Annotated in this window: 12 protein-coding genes and 1 tRNA gene; 7 read left to right on the top strand and 6 right to left on the bottom strand. The window is 48.1% G+C overall.

Annotation, left to right across the window (positions count from 1 at the left end; genetic code table 11):
- The first annotated feature begins 3 nt into the window (after positions 1-3).
- The 4 genes from ACJMM9_RS00305 to ACJMM9_RS00290 all read left to right on the top strand — a co-directional run bounded on the left by ACJMM9_RS00305 (position 4) and on the right by ACJMM9_RS00290 (position 4,917).
- On the top strand, positions 4-855 hold the full coding sequence (locus ACJMM9_RS00305; RefSeq protein WP_405322779.1) for an outer membrane protein assembly factor BamD: 852 nt from the start codon (positions 4-6) through the stop codon (positions 853-855).
- An 11-nt stretch (positions 856-866) separates the two neighbouring features.
- Entirely contained in the window at positions 867-1,970 is a 1,104-nt protein-coding gene (locus ACJMM9_RS00300) for a hypothetical protein (RefSeq protein ID WP_405322777.1), read from the top strand.
- Positions 1,970-3,664 carry a PHP domain-containing protein gene (locus ACJMM9_RS00295; RefSeq protein ID WP_405322775.1) on the top strand — a complete coding sequence of 565 codons (1,695 nt, stop codon included), beginning with the start codon at positions 1,970-1,972 and terminating at the stop codon, positions 3,662-3,664. Before ACJMM9_RS00300 ends, ACJMM9_RS00295 begins: the two co-directional genes overlap by 1 nt.
- 200 nt (positions 3,665-3,864) lie before the next feature.
- On the top strand, positions 3,865-4,917 hold the full coding sequence (locus ACJMM9_RS00290) for a rhomboid family intramembrane serine protease (protein ID WP_405322773.1): 1,053 nt from the start codon (positions 3,865-3,867) through the stop codon (positions 4,915-4,917).
- A 9-nt stretch (positions 4,918-4,926) separates the two neighbouring features.
- Here ACJMM9_RS00290 and ACJMM9_RS00285 read toward each other — a convergent pair whose 3' ends face one another.
- Complete coding sequence (locus ACJMM9_RS00285) at positions 4,927-5,205, bottom strand: hypothetical protein (protein ID WP_405322770.1); 279 nt, start codon at positions 5,203-5,205, stop codon at positions 4,927-4,929.
- A 130-nt stretch (positions 5,206-5,335) separates the two neighbouring features.
- Positions 5,336-6,022: a tol-pal system YbgF family protein gene (locus ACJMM9_RS00280; RefSeq protein ID WP_088639079.1), complete on the bottom strand. Its 687-nt coding sequence runs from the start codon at positions 6,020-6,022 to the stop codon at positions 5,336-5,338.
- 113 nt (positions 6,023-6,135) lie between these two features.
- On the opposite strand from ACJMM9_RS00280, the gene ACJMM9_RS00275 reads away from it, so the two are divergent.
- Together ACJMM9_RS00275 and ACJMM9_RS00270 are read left to right on the top strand one after the other, a co-directional pair.
- A tRNA-Thr gene (locus ACJMM9_RS00275) sits at positions 6,136-6,208 on the top strand.
- Between the two features lie 124 nt (positions 6,209-6,332).
- On the top strand, positions 6,333-8,108 hold the full coding sequence (locus ACJMM9_RS00270) for a DNA repair helicase XPB (protein WP_405322767.1): 1,776 nt from the start codon (positions 6,333-6,335) through the stop codon (positions 8,106-8,108).
- Between the two features lie 174 nt (positions 8,109-8,282).
- Here ACJMM9_RS00270 and ACJMM9_RS00265 read toward each other — a convergent pair whose 3' ends face one another.
- From ACJMM9_RS00265 to ACJMM9_RS00250, 4 genes are all read right to left on the bottom strand, one after another.
- The gene (locus ACJMM9_RS00265) at positions 8,283-10,337 is read right to left on the bottom strand and encodes a T9SS type A sorting domain-containing protein (RefSeq protein ID WP_405322765.1); all 2,055 of its coding nucleotides are present in this window, start codon (positions 10,335-10,337) and stop codon (positions 8,283-8,285) included.
- Positions 10,338-10,443: 106 nt separating this feature from the next.
- Positions 10,444-12,156: a Na/Pi cotransporter family protein gene (locus tag ACJMM9_RS00260; RefSeq protein ID WP_405322870.1), complete on the bottom strand. Its 1,713-nt coding sequence runs from the start codon at positions 12,154-12,156 to the stop codon at positions 10,444-10,446.
- Positions 12,150-13,517: an ATP-binding protein gene (locus ACJMM9_RS00255; protein WP_405322763.1), complete on the bottom strand. Its 1,368-nt coding sequence runs from the start codon at positions 13,515-13,517 to the stop codon at positions 12,150-12,152. The genes ACJMM9_RS00260 and ACJMM9_RS00255 overlap by 7 nt, the downstream gene beginning before the upstream one ends.
- Positions 13,514-14,191 carry a winged helix-turn-helix domain-containing protein gene (locus tag ACJMM9_RS00250; protein ID WP_405322762.1) on the bottom strand — a complete coding sequence of 226 codons (678 nt, stop codon included), beginning with the start codon at positions 14,189-14,191 and terminating at the stop codon, positions 13,514-13,516. Before ACJMM9_RS00250 ends, ACJMM9_RS00255 begins: the two co-directional genes overlap by 4 nt.
- A 733-nt stretch (positions 14,192-14,924) precedes the next feature.
- Here ACJMM9_RS00250 and ACJMM9_RS00245 point away from each other — a divergent pair.
- On the top strand, positions 14,925-15,398 hold the full coding sequence (locus ACJMM9_RS00245; protein WP_405322759.1) for a hypothetical protein: 474 nt from the start codon (positions 14,925-14,927) through the stop codon (positions 15,396-15,398).
- The last annotated feature ends 67 nt before the right edge of the window (positions 15,399-15,465 follow it).

Below are 15,465 nucleotides of genomic sequence, written 5' to 3'. Positions count from 1 at the left end.
AAAATGAAAAAAGTTTTCAAGAGTACCCTGTTCGTTCCTCTTTTCCTTTATATGGCAACTATGATGGGTTGTTCAACAACCTCCACATCTAAAATGACCCACACGGACTGGTGCCAAAAGCGCTATAACGAGGCCGAGGAACTCTACAAAGCCAAAAAGTATGGACGTTCCATCGAAAAGCTCGAAGGAATCCTTTCTACCTGTGCAGGGTCGGGCTACATGGAACAGGCTCAGTTCCTGCTTGCCGAAAGCCACTTCAACCTGGAGCAGTGGATTGAAGCCCGTGGCGAATACGGAAGCTTTATCGTGAACTTCCCGGGTTCTCCGTTTGCAGAAACAGCGGAATACCGCAAAGCGGTATCGTCCTTCAACATGGATTACAAGATTGACCGTGACGAATCGAACACGACAACCGCCATGAAGGACTTCGAACGCTATCTCGCAAACCACCCGAGCACACCGCTGCGCGACTCCGTCAACTACTATTACAACCTCCTCGTAGACCGCGTCGCCGAAAAGGAATTCCAGACAGGGCGCCTCTACTTGCGCATGGAAAAGCCGCAGGCCGCCGTAATCTACTTCAAGGAATTTCTGGAAACATATCCTAACGCCAAGCGCCGTCAAGAAACACTTTTCCTCATTTCGGACGCCTACACCGACCTGGACCAGTTCGAATCGGCAAGGCAGTATCTCGCCATTGCTAAAGAAGAATCTAGCGACAGCGCGGACGTTCAGAAGCGCGTGAAAAAGGCCGAAGAAAAGATTGCCAAAGCAGAAGAATCTTACGAAAAGCGCCTGAAAAAGGAATCCGAAAAGAAGCGCCTCCAGAAAGAAGAAAAGAACCTGGCTAACTAGGCAACCGGACAATGTTCAAATCCAGAAATATAATTTCGCTCTCCATGGCGTTGCTATTCTCGGCAACGGCCTTTGCCGCAAGTGAAGACAAGCTGGATCACGACAATTCCATTCTGTCCGTATTTGTGCAGCCGTCTATTTCTTTCATAAGCTTTAGCGAGCGCGAATATTTCCAGAACGCCATCGACACAATCTACAAAGGTTTCAAGGAAACCGCCGTCAACAGCGCTGAATCGCTGAATGTCGCCAAGCAGGATTTCCAGAAAGTCAACTTCTGTTTCCCGATTACCGCTGGAATCCAGTGGCAGCCTGCAGAAGACCATTTCATCAGCGCCGGCATCGGTTTTATTTACGACAATGAATCCGTCGTCCTGACCGACCGCAAAAGCCACACGCACAGTTACGAGTACACGCTGCAAGGCATTCCGTTTTTCCTCGAATACCGCTTTGCGCTCCCCAAAAATTTCATCACGCTCAGCGACGGCGGACTTTTCAGCGTTTCCGTACGCTGGTACTGGATGCTTCCGGGGACCGAAATCTATACAACCTGGGGTTACCTCGCCGCAGAAAGATCGCTTTTCGGAGCCGGTTTTGGCGTAAGCGTGGGCTATCTCTTTGCAAGCTGGAAAGACTTCAAGCTGTATGGGGATATCGGGTTCAGTTCCATTTCCGTAAAGTCGAACAAAAAATTCTCCCAGATCGTTCCGAACGGTCCTGACGAAAAAGCAAGTTGGAACCTGGGTGGGATACAATTGCAAATCAGAGGAACATTTGGACTCTGGAATAAGCCAAAGCCCAAGGACGATGATGACGATGATGACGACGGCGAAGGCAAGAAGCCCAAAGTCAAATTTATCGACGATACGAAAAAAGATTCTGTGAAGGTCGATGTTCAGGATAGTGCAAAGATCGATACGAGCATCGTTACAGATTCGCTGAAAGCAGAGGAAGATTCTGCGAAAGTCGCTATCGACACAGCAAAAGTCGCAGACTCATTAGGTATTGCCTTGGATTCTGCAAAAACCGCTCCAGAACCGGCAAAAGAACCGACGACACCAACAACACCGGCAGAACAAAGCTCGCCGGCAGAAGAAATCAAGACAAAAGGTGACTGATGAGTTTTTGGCCAGGGGAAAAATTGCGTTATGCAGAAACGCATTTTAAGTTCAAGCTACCCTGGTCGCTCCTTTACAAGCCGTGGCCCGAAATCATTTTCGATGCGCCATTCCAGTTTGTGCCAGGCGTCGAACCCACGCTGTGGATTGTCGTGCGTGACGCAGACCATTTCCCGACAACGATTAAAAGTGCGGAAATCGTTTTAAAAGCGCGGGTACAAGAAGCGCAGTCAACACAAGATGCGCCGCAACCGGACATCGTCATTTACAAGGACTTGAACATCGAAGTCCGCGAGCAGATGAAATTCATTCCGCTTGCGCTTGGAAAAATCCCGGCAAGTGCATATGAAGCGCACTGCAAGCTGACCGTGGAACGAGACGGCAAGACGCAGACATTTGAGCGTTGGAATTTGCCGAGACTTAAACATGTTCCGCTCCGTTTCAAGGTTTTGAACGAGATGCCGCCTATCGCCCCCGGCTACGCCGCAGGCGAAATGCACTGCCACACGCATTACTCCGCAGACCATGTGGAATACGGCGCCACGCCAGAAGTGTTGCAGCTTGCCGCCAAGGCTGTCGGACTCGACTTTGTGAACTGCACCGACCACGCTTACGATTTTGCATTCACGCAAGAGGACTACACCAAGGAAGCCGACTCGCCAGTGCCTAGATTCCAGAAGTTGCGCGAAGAGATTGCGGCGCTCCCGGTGAAAGACGAAAACGGAGGCGACATGCCGCTCATGCTTGCCGGCGAAGAAGTATCTGCCGGGAACAGCAAAGGCGAGAATGTGCACATGACTGTCCTCGCCCCCGAAGGTTACCTCCCGGGGCTCGGCGACTGCGGCCGCTACTGGCTCGAGAACAGACCGACACGCAGCATCAAGCAAATTTTGAACATGACCGAAGCGCACTGCTTTGCCGCGCACCCGTTCCAGCAAATGGGACTCCTGGAAAAGTTCGTATTCCGTCGCGGTTACTGGAAGCCCGAAGATTTGCAACAGAAAAACAAGCATTCCATTCGCGGGCTGCAATTCTGGAACGGCATCCGCGACGAAGGTTTCAAGCTCGGCCGGGAATTTTGGATAAATGAATTAGGCAAAGGCAATTATCTACTCCCCATCGGCGGAAACGATGCCCACGGCGACTTGAACAGCATGACCGCCGTGAACCTGCCGCTCATCTCGCTCAAGCATACGAGAGCGCATACATTTGGGAATGTCCGCACAGTGATAAAAGTAGGAAGTAGGAAGTTTGAAGTAGGAAGCGAAGCAAAACAAGAGTCCTCGTCAATGCGTCATCCTCGACCAACGGGAGGGGATCCATACAGTTCAGAAAAGTACCTACAAGAACCCGCGCTCTCCCTCGCCGCCATTAACGCAGCTTTCGCCGCAGACAACTGTTACATCACGGACGGTCCAGCCCTCTGGTGGGAACGCAACGATAACGGAATCACGTTCCATGCCCACAGCAACAGAGAGACCGGCGGAGGTTTCCGCTACATCCGCATTTACGGCCGTCGCATACAGCCAAACGGCAAGCTCGCTCCAGAAGAAGAAGTCATGATCGGCAGTCTCGTTGCGGCTCCCGACCACGCCGACATTCCAGTCGCAACACTTGGCTTTGCCTATGTCCGCGCCGAATGCGAAACGGCAACCCACAAATTTGCGCTTACGTCGGCAGCCAAGTTACTCTGACAGCGTTTCAAAAAAATCCTTAAACATTTGCTTTTGAATCAATCGTATGTTATTTTTTGAATAAGCGGGGTACCTAATTGAGCTAATTTTTGCTCTTTGGGGAATATTTGAGGCAGGATTCCTTTTTTGGCACGCTGTTTGCTTTTAAACTAAAAAAATAAGAAGTCCGATTTTACTAATGATGCAGAAGGAAGGTCGCCATGCCACACTTTATATCGCCCATGATTCGCCGACGACCGGATGCAGATAAACTCAACACAGCATCCCACGCAGTTCAAGAGCCGCGCACAAACGCCCCCGCAAATCAAGAGTCCGCGCCATCCCCGATTGCACAAGGCACAGAGCAACCCGCAATTGAACAAAGCACCAGTCAGCCAGAAGAACAGCCTCAGATTCCGCCAGACATCCGCGTGAGCGAAGGCGGCTTCAGGCAAATCCGCGACGAGAGTCTCGTGCTCTTGTCGCAGGGAATCTCGCACCGCATCGAGCGCTCCGAAGAAGGCCCGTTCCAGATTTTTGTGGAACCTGAAAAGCGCCGCGCAGCGCAATTCCAGATTCGCCTTTACCATCGCGAAAATCCACCTCGTGACGAGAACCCGCCGCTCCCGCTAAAGTTCACGCTTCACCCGCTCTGGGTGCTTGCCGTTCCCATAGCCTGTACGCTGCTGGACTTCTCCGACATTGCAACCCAGATGCACAATGCAGGCATTGCCGATGCCGCAAAAATCTTGCGCGGAGAATGGTGGCGCACGATTACCGCCATGACGCTCCACGCCGACAGCCGCCACCTCGCATCAAATCTCGTCTCGGGATTCCTGGCGCTGAGCCTTTTGCACTACCGCATTCCGCTTGCAAAGCTTGTACCGTTCCTAGCAGTCGCAAGCGCCGTCGCCAACTTTTTTGTCGCACTCACAGTGCAGACAAGTTTCCGTTCGCTCGGCTTTTCCGGCTTCGTGTTTGCAACCATCGGTTGCCTCGCCGTCATCGAGTTCCGTCTCATGCCGCGCGAAACGCACGGCATGCTCCGTCGCTTTGCGCCGCTCTGCGGCGCCGCCTCGCTCGCCGTGTTCCTCGGTCTCGGCGAAAACGCCGACATCCTCGGCCACCTGTACGGCTTTATCGCCGGTATCCTTTGCGGATTCATCCCAAAAAAGAAGACGCTCCGCTGGGGAGCGCCAACTGTCGCAGCAGACATTTTCTGGATTGCCGCCTACTACGCCTTGTTTATTACCGGCTGGGCATTAGCCCTTTAAACCGTCAGACTACTTCTTCTTTTTGGCCTTGTCTTTCACAAGAGCCATCTCTTCAAAGAACTTCGTGAAGACTCTTTTTTCAACTTCTTTTTGCTCTTCCGCAGTGAACTTGCCCTTGCGTTCCTTGTACACAATTGTAAGCTGGTCGCATTTAGCCCTGTCATATTCCTTCGTTTCGCACTTAATGGCATCACGCACCATATCGTTCGTGATCTTATCCACGGAATCTCCGCATGCGGTTAAAGAAAATGGCAAAGCCATCAAGATTACCAAGAAAAGTTTTTTCATGGCTCACCCTCCCATTTTAGGTTGTGTATAACTAGAATATAAATTATAAAGACACAGACAATTGTAAATTAAAAAACAAAAAAGCCCGTCTCCTATGCGGAAACGAGCCTTAAATTTCAAAAAACAGCGATTAGAGAGCGGCGAGGAACTTGCGGGCCTTGTCAGCGAAGGCGCGGTTGTCGCCATAAATCTGGAGAAGACGTTCTGCAGTAGTCTTAGCCTTGTCGCTTGCTCCGAGCTGCTGGTACACGAGCGTGAGCTTCCACATGGCGTCTGCAACCATCGGGACCTCGTCAGCCGGTTCGTCCTTCTGGTAGCGGTCTTCCTTATCACCAGAACGCTTACCGAATTCAGCAATGTACTTTTCGAGGAAGTTTGCAGCAGCGGAGAAGTCACCCTTTTCCATCTTCACAGCGGCAAGACCATGCATGGCAGCGGAACGCACGAGAGCCACAGAGCCGGCATTATCCAAAGACGTCTGGAAGAGAAGTGCTGCGCCATCAAAGTCCTTCTTTTCGAACTTGATGTTGCCAGCGAGGAGCGAAGCCTTTGCAAGGGCAAGGCCTTCGAGCTTGCCAGAAGCAATCTTGCTTTCGAATTCAACAAGGGCGCTATCCTTTTCACCTGCATAGAGGTAAGTAAGGCCCATACCGATGAGTTCGCTCTGTTCGGCAGCGGCAACCTTGCGAGCTTCCTTATACTGGACGATGCCAGCGATAACAGCAAAGAGAACGACGAACGCCACAACGATCTTCGTACCGTGCTGGATAAAGAATGCTTTAAGTTCAGAATTATTGTTATTAGATTCGTTAGCCATATGTTAAGCTTCCATGTTTAAAATTTTCTCGTAAACCAATCATAGAAAAAAAAATAAAGGTTGTCAGTAAATCTTGACAAGAAATCATTGTTTTACTATCTTTGTCTTCGCTCGCCGCTCTAGCTCAGCTGGTAGAGCAGCTGATTCGTAATCAGCAGGTCGGCAGTTCAAATCTGCTGGGCGGCTCGAAAGACTCCTCGGATACAAGTCCGGGGAGTTTTTCTTTATGTCACAAGACTCTTTTTGTAAGATTTTCAGCAAAAACGTACGACTTGCGAAACCCGCCCTAAATAACTAAATTTGTCGCTCTATGAATCCGAATGGCGCAATCATTGTACAAAGTAACCTCGAAATCATGGTCGAGGTCGATAATCCCAATTATACTACCGCACGTGACGCAATCGCTCCTTTTACAGAGCTTGTCAAAAGCCCGGAGCACTTGCACACTTATAAGATTTCTCATTTGAGCTTGTGGAACGCAGCCGCAACAGGCCTGCGCGCTCCCGAAGTCCTCGAACGCCTGGACAGCCAGAGCCGTTACCCTGTGCCGCCGACAGTCGTCACAGAAATCGAAGACTACATGGCTCGTTACGGTTTACTTCGTTTGAAAAAAGAAGACGGCCGTTTGACGATGGAATCTGATGACAAATTAATGTTCCTTGAAATATGCAAGCTCAAGGATGTTGAACCTTTTATTATCGAGCACATTGACGACACGCACGTCGTCGTTGACCCGGAACGCCGTGGTCATTTGAAGATGGTCCTCACCAACGCCGGCTTCCCGGTCGAAGACTTGGCCGGCTATACCGTTGGCGACCCGCTCCCCATTAAACTTCGCGAAACGACTGTTTCCGGCAAGCCGTTCAAGCTCCGCGATTACCAGAAGGATGCCGCACAGGTGTTCTACGCCAGTGGTAGCGAAAAGGGCGGTTCCGGCGTGATCGTTCTCCCCTGCGGTTCCGGTAAGACCGTGATTGGCCTTGCCACGATGGCTTTGGTACAAACTAAAACATTGATTTTAACACCGAACATTTCGTCTTCACGCCAGTGGATCCGCGAAATCTGCGACAAGACGAACCTTACGCTCGACCAAGTCAAGGAATACTCCGGCGAAGTGAAGGAAATCGGTCCGGTGACGGTTGCCACTTACCAGATTTTGACGCAGCGCAAGCGTGCCAAGAAGGGCGACGAAAACAAGGAAGGCAAGGAACCAGAAATGACCGAAGAAGAGGTCAAGAAGGAACTTGCAAACTTCCCGCTTTTCAGCCAGGAAAAGTGGGGTCTCATGATTTACGACGAAGTCCACTTGCTCCCGGCTCCGGTGTTCCGCCTGAGTACAGAAATGCAGGCCACTCGCCGCCTGGGCCTTACTGCAACGCTCGTCCGTGAAGACCACAAGGAAACTGAAGTGTTCAGCTTGATCGGACCGAAAAAGTTCGACATTCCTTGGCGCATCTTGGAAGCCCAAGGCTGGATCGCAACAGCTGACTGTAACGAAATCCGCATCCCGATGGATCCGGAACTCAAGATGAAGTACGCTCTTGCTCCGGTGCGCGACAAGATTACGCTCGCGAGCACGAACCCCGAAAAGACGGACATCGTCGAACGCCTGCTCAAGTACTTCAGCAAGCCGGACGACCGCGTGCTCATCATCGGCCAGTACATCGACCAGCTCGAAGCACTCTCCGAAGACTTGCAGATTCCGCTGATTACCGGCAAGACGCCGAACAAGGAACGCGAAAAGCTTTACGGAGCCTTCCGTTCGGGCGCACAGAAGAACCTCATGGTCTCGAAGGTCGGTAACTTCGCTATCGACTTGCCGGACGCCAACGTGCTCATCCAGATTTCGGGTACGTTCGGTAGCCGTCAGGAAGAAGCCCAGCGTCTCGGCCGCGTATTGCGCCCGAAGAGCGACGGCGGCGCCGCCCACTTCTACAGCATCGTGACGCAGGATTCCAAGGAACAGGAATTTGCGATGAACCGCCAGCTGTTCCTTACGGAACAGGGCTACGCCTACAAGATCATCAAGCGTGGTGACTGGGATATTCTGAGCCGCACGCCCGAAGAGCTCGCGGCAAGACCGTAGTCTCGTTATAAGCGTCGTCTAGCGGCGTTCTCGACCCACTCGCAGTATTACTTATACGGCTTCGGGGGCTGCGGCCTTGCTATACTCGCTTCTAACATCGACTATAATGCGACATTCTCACAAATTTAAAAAGGCTCCGCCACTGCGGAGCCTTTTTTCACATACTCAAGCTTTTTACTTCACAGCAATTCTTGCGGTACGAGCAAAGCTATTGCTTTCAACGCGCACAAGGTAATTGCCCCTGTTCAAATGAGCGAGGCTAAAGATTCTGGAACCATTGACGGATTCCGCAAACGATTCCACCAGATGGCCCGTCAAGTCGAACACTTGCACTCGCACCATCGAAGAAGTCGGGAGCGCGACCGTCAGCGCATTGTTCGCATAGCCGAACTTCACGTTGTTCATAGCCACAGCCACAATCTTAATACTCTTTTCACTCGAAGAACTCTTGTCAGACTTCGCAGAACTCGAAGAGGATTCGACCTTCTTGCCGGAGCTAGAAGACTGAGCCTTGGCAGAGCTAGACGAAGACTTCGAATCGCTAGACTTTGCCGAGCTAGAGGACGGCTTGACAGAGCTTGAAGACGCCGCAACGCTGGAGCTAGACACTTCAACAGAGCTGCTAGACTTTGCGGAACTCGAAGAAGATTTTGCGGAACTTGAAGAAGCAACGCTGGAGCTCGAAGATCCCGCGCTGGACGACGAAGCCACGGCAGAACTGCTAGAATTCGATTCACGCACAACGTTAATCTTACCCGTTACCGTCGATACCTCCCCATGAAGATCCGTCACGGCAAACGAATAAACGTATTCATAGGCAGCCGATTCAGATGACACCGTACCAGAAATCGTAATCAAATTGTTTTTTTTATCTAGATCCACCTTCAAATCAGACGGGAAACCACTACCTTTAACAGAAAGCATGTGGTCATACTTGTAAACAATCGGGGTAATCGCATTACCGGCAACAACCGTTTGGTTATCGCTACCTTCGACAAGTTCAAACTTCATTTCCAAAGGAGTTACATTAATCGTAGCCTCGGCAGAAGCATTATTATCATCACCTAATATAGAGAGCTTGACCGTATAGGGGCCCTTAGCGCCTTCATTAACTTTACCAATCACATAAATCGACTTAGTCGCATTATCCGGGATAATCTTATAGCCACCCGGGAAACCGGTAAGTTCTCCAATATCTACGGCATTTTCAAACTTGAACACAATCGGTTCGATCGAATCACCGGCAACCACAGTCTGCGTCTCGTTTTCGATAACAGATAGAGTAGTTTCTACAGACTTATGAGTCACTTCAACGGTTGCAAAAGCGGTATCATTGTTTTGCTCGCCTTTTGCAATAACTTTTATCGTGTAATTACCATCCTTCGTATTTTCAGCTACAGTACCCTCAACGACAAACGATCCATCTTCTTCGCTAGCACCACCAAAGTGTCCTGGCGGAATATCCTTTATTTCAATATCCTGGGCATATTCAAACTTAAACACAACCGGTTTAATTGCATTACCAGCCTTGACCTTCTGTTTTTCATTTTCGACAACTTTTATACTTGTAACATTCGTAAGACTTTTCACAGTAATCGTTCCAGACAATGTATGTTCTTTTGAATTATAGTCTTTAACGGTTACCGTATATTCATAATCACCAGACTCGACAGATTCCTCCACATTGCCAGCAACTATTATATGATGATTTTTTTTATCAATTTCACTTATAAGTCCGGACGGAAGCCCACTCACTTTATATTCTTCAATGGCGTCATAATCGAATAAAATCGGCGTTATGGAATAACCAATCTTGACAGTTTGGTCCATTCTACCATAACCATTATTCCATTCAAACTTAAACGGTTTTTCTAGTACTTCAAAAGACAAATCCGTCTGGGCGTACTTGCCTTCATCGTCTTGGACCAAGATATATGCTTTTACCGTTTGGGCGGCAATATTACCGTTAATTTTCCCAGAGATTTCACAAACAGAGCCGGTCCATTTTTCAGACAAGCCAAGGTCAGAAATATTACCTGACTGATGTTTACTTTCATCTATATTGTCATATTTGATCTTGATAAGTTGAATCTCATCGCCGGCATACACAGTCTGAGTAAGGCTGCCCGCCAGCAGCTCTTGCGTAATCTTTTGCGAAGCCTCATACTCTTCTGCAAAAGCGTTTGTTGCCAAGAACAAGGCAAAAACCAACGTCATCAGCTTTTTCATGTAGCCCTCCTTTTTATTTTTGACCCGAAATGGGAACCAAGGTCGCCTATCAAGTGACAAATATAAAAATATTAAAAGAGCCGCATTCCCTGCGGCTCCATTTCGATTACTTTCCGAGCAATCTGTGGTTCACATGCGCTTCGACGACGTTCACCACATAGTCGCCCAGCTTTTCGCAGTCGTTTATCACGTCCATGTAATGCACACCAATCTGGTAGCTGTAGCGCTGCGCATTGATATCGTCGATATTCAAGTTCTTGAGCATCTTGCGGTAATCGTTGATTTCATATTCCAGCGTCATTGTAGCCGACGCCTTCGTATGCGGCTTGTCTTCGATAACACTTACCATCTGCACTAGCGCCTTGTCGCAAAGTTTCATCATAGAATCAATGCGGCTGTACTGTTCTTCGGTAAAATCTTCATCGAGATGGAACTTGCGGTTGATCGCTCGTGCCATGTTAAAGCATGCATCACCAATACTTTCGATTTCAGAAATTTCCCTTTGCATACTCTGCAACATCGTCTTACTTTCGTAACTCAAATGGCCACTGCTCACCCTGTTCAAGTACTTTCCGATTTCGATTTCAAACTTGTCGCTTATTTCTTCATACTTTTCAATACGTTCAAAGAGCTTCGTAAATTTTTCCTCGTCCTTTTCCTTAAGGAGTTCAGGAACAAAGCGGAACATCTTGAGAGTCTGATCAGCAAACAAACTAATTTCCTTACGGGCTTCAAAGAGCGAAAGTTCTGCCGTGCTCATGAGGCCGCCACTGATAAACTTGATGCGGAACTCTTCGCCGTCGTCCTTTTCCTTGATAATCTTGCAGATGAGTTTTTCCATCGGCTTGATGAACCAAATCAACAGGAGCACGTTGCAAAGGTTGAACGCCGTATGGAATCCAGAAAGAGCGTACGTCACACGCACACTCGCATGGGCAATTTCTTCTTGAGTCTGCGGCACAAAATTCGGGTCAAAACCCACAAAATGGCAAACCATGTTCACAAACGGATTGAAGATGATGAGCACCCACACCACACCGAACACGTTAAAGAGCATGTGCGCCAGAGCAGCGCGCCTTGCCTGCGTACTTGCCGAAAGAGCCGCCAAGTTCGAAGTCACAGTCGTACCGATGTTTTCGCCCATGACAAGCGCAATGCCCTGATAAATCGGGAGCACACCGCTCGAGCAGAGGATAAGCGTAATCGCCATAATCGCCGCCGAAGACTGCACGCACATCGTAAGGATGCCACCCAAAAGCAAGAACAATAACGTACTGAAAATGCCCCAGCCGCCCGTCGATGCAAAGAAGTTGATAATCGTCTGGTTGTGCGAAAGATCCATCGCCACCGCATTTTCACGGAGCGTCGTAAGGCCAAGGAACATAAACGCAAAACCGAACACAAATTCGCCAAAGCTCTTCACGCTAGTTTTGCGGACATACGAAAGAATAATTCCAAGTCCAAAGAACGGCCACACAAAGCTGCTCATGTTGAACTGGAATCCAAAAATCGACATGATCCACGCCGTTGCAGTCGTACCGATGTTTGCACCCATAATCACAGGAATCGCCTGCTTGAGTGTCAACAACCCAGCGTTCACAAAGCTAACCGTCATCACGGTCGTCGCCGTCGAAGACTGCACAGCCGCGGTCACAAAAGTACCTGTCAAAAGTCCGCCCGCACGGTGCTTCGTCATCGTCCCCAAAACAGCGCGGAGGTGTCCACCAGTAAGTTTCTGCAAGCCTTCACTCATCGTCTTCATGCCAAACATAAGGAGTGCAAGGCAACCAATCATTTTTAAAATAGCAAGTATCATAATTTAAATCCGATTCTTATTTCTGTACCAAAACCGACTGTTGATTTTAAGCGAATTGATGCGTGGTGGACTTCTGCGATATGCTTGACAATGGAAAGTCCGAGGCCTGTTCCGCCGGTTTCCTTAGAACGGCTTTTATCCACGCGATAGAATCGTTCAAAAATGCGGGATTGGCTCTCTTCAGGGATTCCAATTCCCGTATCCTTCACGACTATTGCATTTTCTTCAACAAGCACGACAACTTTTCCGCCCTGTTCTGTATAGCGGATGGCGTTATCGACCAAGTTGAAAATCATCTCATAGAGCAATTTCGAATTACCTAAAATTTCGGCATTGCGAACACCATCTAGCGAAAGCTGAATCGATTTCTTGTTCGCATTCAGCATGAGTCCGTCAATGCAGCCGTGCGCCAGATTCCAAAGGTTGATTTTTTCGCTGAGGTCATACGGTTCGGCCTCGCGATTGTTCAGCTTCGAAAGCGTAATGATGTCGTTTGCAATGGACTGCAGACGGCGTGCTTCCTTGTGAATCTTACCCGCAAAGACCTTGACATCCTCAGGTTTTGCCATCCCGCTTTCAATCAGTTCCGCATAGCCCGAAATCGAAGTCAGCGGAGTCTTCAATTCATGCGACGCATTCGCCGTAAATTCATCCTTCAAATGCGAGATTTTTTGCTTTTCGTTCGAGAGTTGTTCAATCGTCAAACGCAATTCAAGGTCCTGCTTGCGAATCGTGTTGACGAGCGGTTCAATTTCCTTGTAGACATTCTCGATATTCATCCATTCAGGCGTTCCAAGCTGGTCCACAAGCTTTTTCAGCGGGCTAATAAACGCACGGCTAAGCCCAATCGCAATCAAAATCGCTGCAGCAACAATGGCGGCAAAAAGCGCAATCAGATACGGCATCGTCTTTGAATAAGCCTGCTGCAAATTCGCCTGGCGCATCCCAAGGCGCAAAACATTGCCATCCTTCAAGCGTTTCGCAAAATAGAACGCTTTCGCCTGCAATGTAGAGGAATATCGCAAATCCTCGCCGAACCCTTTCGCCATCGCATCGAACACTTCTTCGCGATTGTAATGGTTTTCCATTTCGGCAGCTTTGGCATCGCTATCGTAAATGATTTTACCGGTCGAATCAATCAGCGTGATTCGCAGATCACCGCTGGCAAATCGCGCCAGTTTTTGCGGCGTAACCGCAAGCGATTCATCGACATAAGCCGTTTCAATCAAGCGGAGATTTTCGCGCAAGTTGACCTTGAGCTGTTCCGCCATTTCGTCTTCGAAGACACGCACCGTAAAAAATACAGCCAACAGGGCCGCAATAACGCCCATGTAAATCAAGCTGTATCGTAAACGGTCTTTCATTGCGCTTTATACCCGACGTTACGAATGGTTTGAATGATTGACCCCTGCTCACCCAGCTTTTGTCGAAGCGTTTTTATGTGCATATCGACCGTTCGAGTGTCCATCTTGAAATCGATGCCCCAGATTTTTTCCAGAATCTGTTGCCTTGAAAAGACAAGCCCCGGATGCGAGAGGAGAAGTTTTAAAAGTTCGTATTCCTTGTACGTCAATTCGACATTGTCGCCGCCAGCCATCACTGTGCGCTTCGCCTCATCGAGCGTAACACCACCGAGCGAAATGACTTTCAGTTCTCCACTTTCGGGATTCATGTTGCCCGAACGGCGGAGCAGCGCCTTCACGCGAGAAACGAATTCCAGAATGCCGAAAGGTTTTGCGATATAGTCGTCGGCGCCCAAGTCGAGTCCTTTGACCTTGTCCAGTTCGGACCCCTTGGCCGTAAGCATGATGACCGGGACGTTTTTCGTATTTTCCTGGGCACGGAGACGCTTCAAAATGCTGAGGCCATCTTCGCCAGGGAGCATAATATCCAGAATGAACAAATCCGGCACGGAGACCTTGACCCCTTCATCCATCGTCTTGGCACAGTCAAACGTATTGACTTCAAAGCCACTGCTTCTAAGCGCATAGGCTTCCATTTCGCGGATTTCAAGATCGTCTTCTACAATGTAAATCATGTTTAAAATATATGATTTTACCGAATATCAAGATAAAAAGTCCTTTGGACTTATGCAATGCATAAAACAAAGACTTCGCAAAGGTTTTATTTGCACTTTACACAGATTTTACAAAAGAGCTCTCCCCATCCTGGCGCAAGCGCCAACCTTACGGCTCAACCATGACCATACAAGTATGGTCGCGGCGCTCGCCTTCACAGGTTGTGGCCGACGCTTTATTCTCTCGACGAGTTTTCATCATCTAATTATTTAACATTATTATCTCGCATTTATAGATAATAAAAATCCCTCACTGAAAACTCAGAGAGGGTAAATTTGCAATATGTTTCCCCGGCCTCCGTGCCTAGCTCGCCGCGAAAAACACCGGCGGAATGATGAACGAAATCCCAAAACGCAAATCCCTAAAAATCAAACGATGTTCGTGTTAAAAACAAGGAACAATCAGTAAACAGTAAGAAGTTAGAAGTGGGCTGCACAATGACTTTGCAAGGAGTAACGCGTTAAAATAAAAATAGTAAACAACAAAAGCAACTACAATATTTTATCCATATATTTTCCAAATTTCAACAACGTCGTTTCTACGAAATCATTAAAAAAAGGTATATTTTACAACATGAAAAAAATCTTTGTCTTATTATATCTATTAACGATATACTCTTTTGCAGACTGTTCAATCTACGCCCCTAGAAAAGTTCTCTGTCGAAATGACAAAGGCATTGTTTCTATTTATCTAATGGTTACAGATAGTTTATGGAAATCCAAAACCTATTATCCCGAAGTCCCAGGCGAGCAAACCGAGGCAACTACCTATCAAATCTATAGATCTTTCAATATAGAAGGTCTCTGTTTAGTTGCTAACGCAATTAAAGCTGTTGTAGATTCCATTGAAATCGATTCAGATATAGCCCCCGCTATTAAATTAGATTGTGAAAACAAGCAAGCATCATTTCTTGCCAAAATAGAACAGGGAATCAATGACGAAGTACCAGCATTTGAACTTGCATTAGGAAAAATGGAAAAAGTCAGTATAATGTACTGCATGAATCCAACCTATGTTAGAACATTCAAATACAACAAAATAACACAACTAGAAACTGAACGACAGGATTATCCCAAACTAAAGCATGGTACATATTGCCAAGATTTTTTAATGGATAAAAAAATTTACTGGAAACCCGAAAAAAGCATGTTTAATAAATTATTCTAATTTTTCCCAAAAAAGAAAATAGACTTAGATTTCACCGCAGCGAAGAAAAAAGACAACTAGAATACAA

The organism is Fibrobacter sp. (assembly GCF_045112255.1).
GTDB lineage: Bacteria > Fibrobacterota > Fibrobacteria > Fibrobacterales > Fibrobacteraceae > Fibrobacter.
Note: the sequence above shows the minus strand (reverse complement) of the source record. Positions and strands in the feature narration are given on the sequence as shown.

What these genes read in the sequence shown, in the direction of transcription:
- ACJMM9_RS00305 (WP_405322779.1), top strand. Translation starts at nt 4, where the DNA reads ATGAAAAAAGTTTTCAAGAGTACCCTGTTCGTTCCTCTTTTCCTTTAT.
- ACJMM9_RS00300 (WP_405322777.1), top strand. Translation starts at nt 867, where the DNA reads ATGTTCAAATCCAGAAATATAATTTCGCTCTCCATGGCGTTGCTATTC.
- ACJMM9_RS00295 (WP_405322775.1), top strand. Translation starts at nt 1,970, where the DNA reads ATGAGTTTTTGGCCAGGGGAAAAATTGCGTTATGCAGAAACGCATTTT.
- ACJMM9_RS00290 (WP_405322773.1), top strand. Translation starts at nt 3,865, where the DNA reads ATGCCACACTTTATATCGCCCATGATTCGCCGACGACCGGATGCAGAT.
- ACJMM9_RS00285 (WP_405322770.1), bottom strand. Translation starts at nt 5,205, where the DNA reads ATGAAAAAACTTTTCTTGGTAATCTTGATGGCTTTGCCATTTTCTTTA.
- ACJMM9_RS00280 (WP_088639079.1), bottom strand. Translation starts at nt 6,022, where the DNA reads ATGGCTAACGAATCTAATAACAATAATTCTGAACTTAAAGCATTCTTT.
- ACJMM9_RS00270 (WP_405322767.1), top strand. Translation starts at nt 6,333, where the DNA reads ATGAATCCGAATGGCGCAATCATTGTACAAAGTAACCTCGAAATCATG.
- ACJMM9_RS00265 (WP_405322765.1), bottom strand. Translation starts at nt 10,337, where the DNA reads ATGAAAAAGCTGATGACGTTGGTTTTTGCCTTGTTCTTGGCAACAAAC.
- ACJMM9_RS00255 (WP_405322763.1), bottom strand. Translation starts at nt 13,517, where the DNA reads ATGAAAGACCGTTTACGATACAGCTTGATTTACATGGGCGTTATTGCG.
- ACJMM9_RS00250 (WP_405322762.1), bottom strand. Translation starts at nt 14,191, where the DNA reads ATGATTTACATTGTAGAAGACGATCTTGAAATCCGCGAAATGGAAGCC.
- ACJMM9_RS00245 (WP_405322759.1), top strand. Translation starts at nt 14,925, where the DNA reads ATGGTTACAGATAGTTTATGGAAATCCAAAACCTATTATCCCGAAGTC.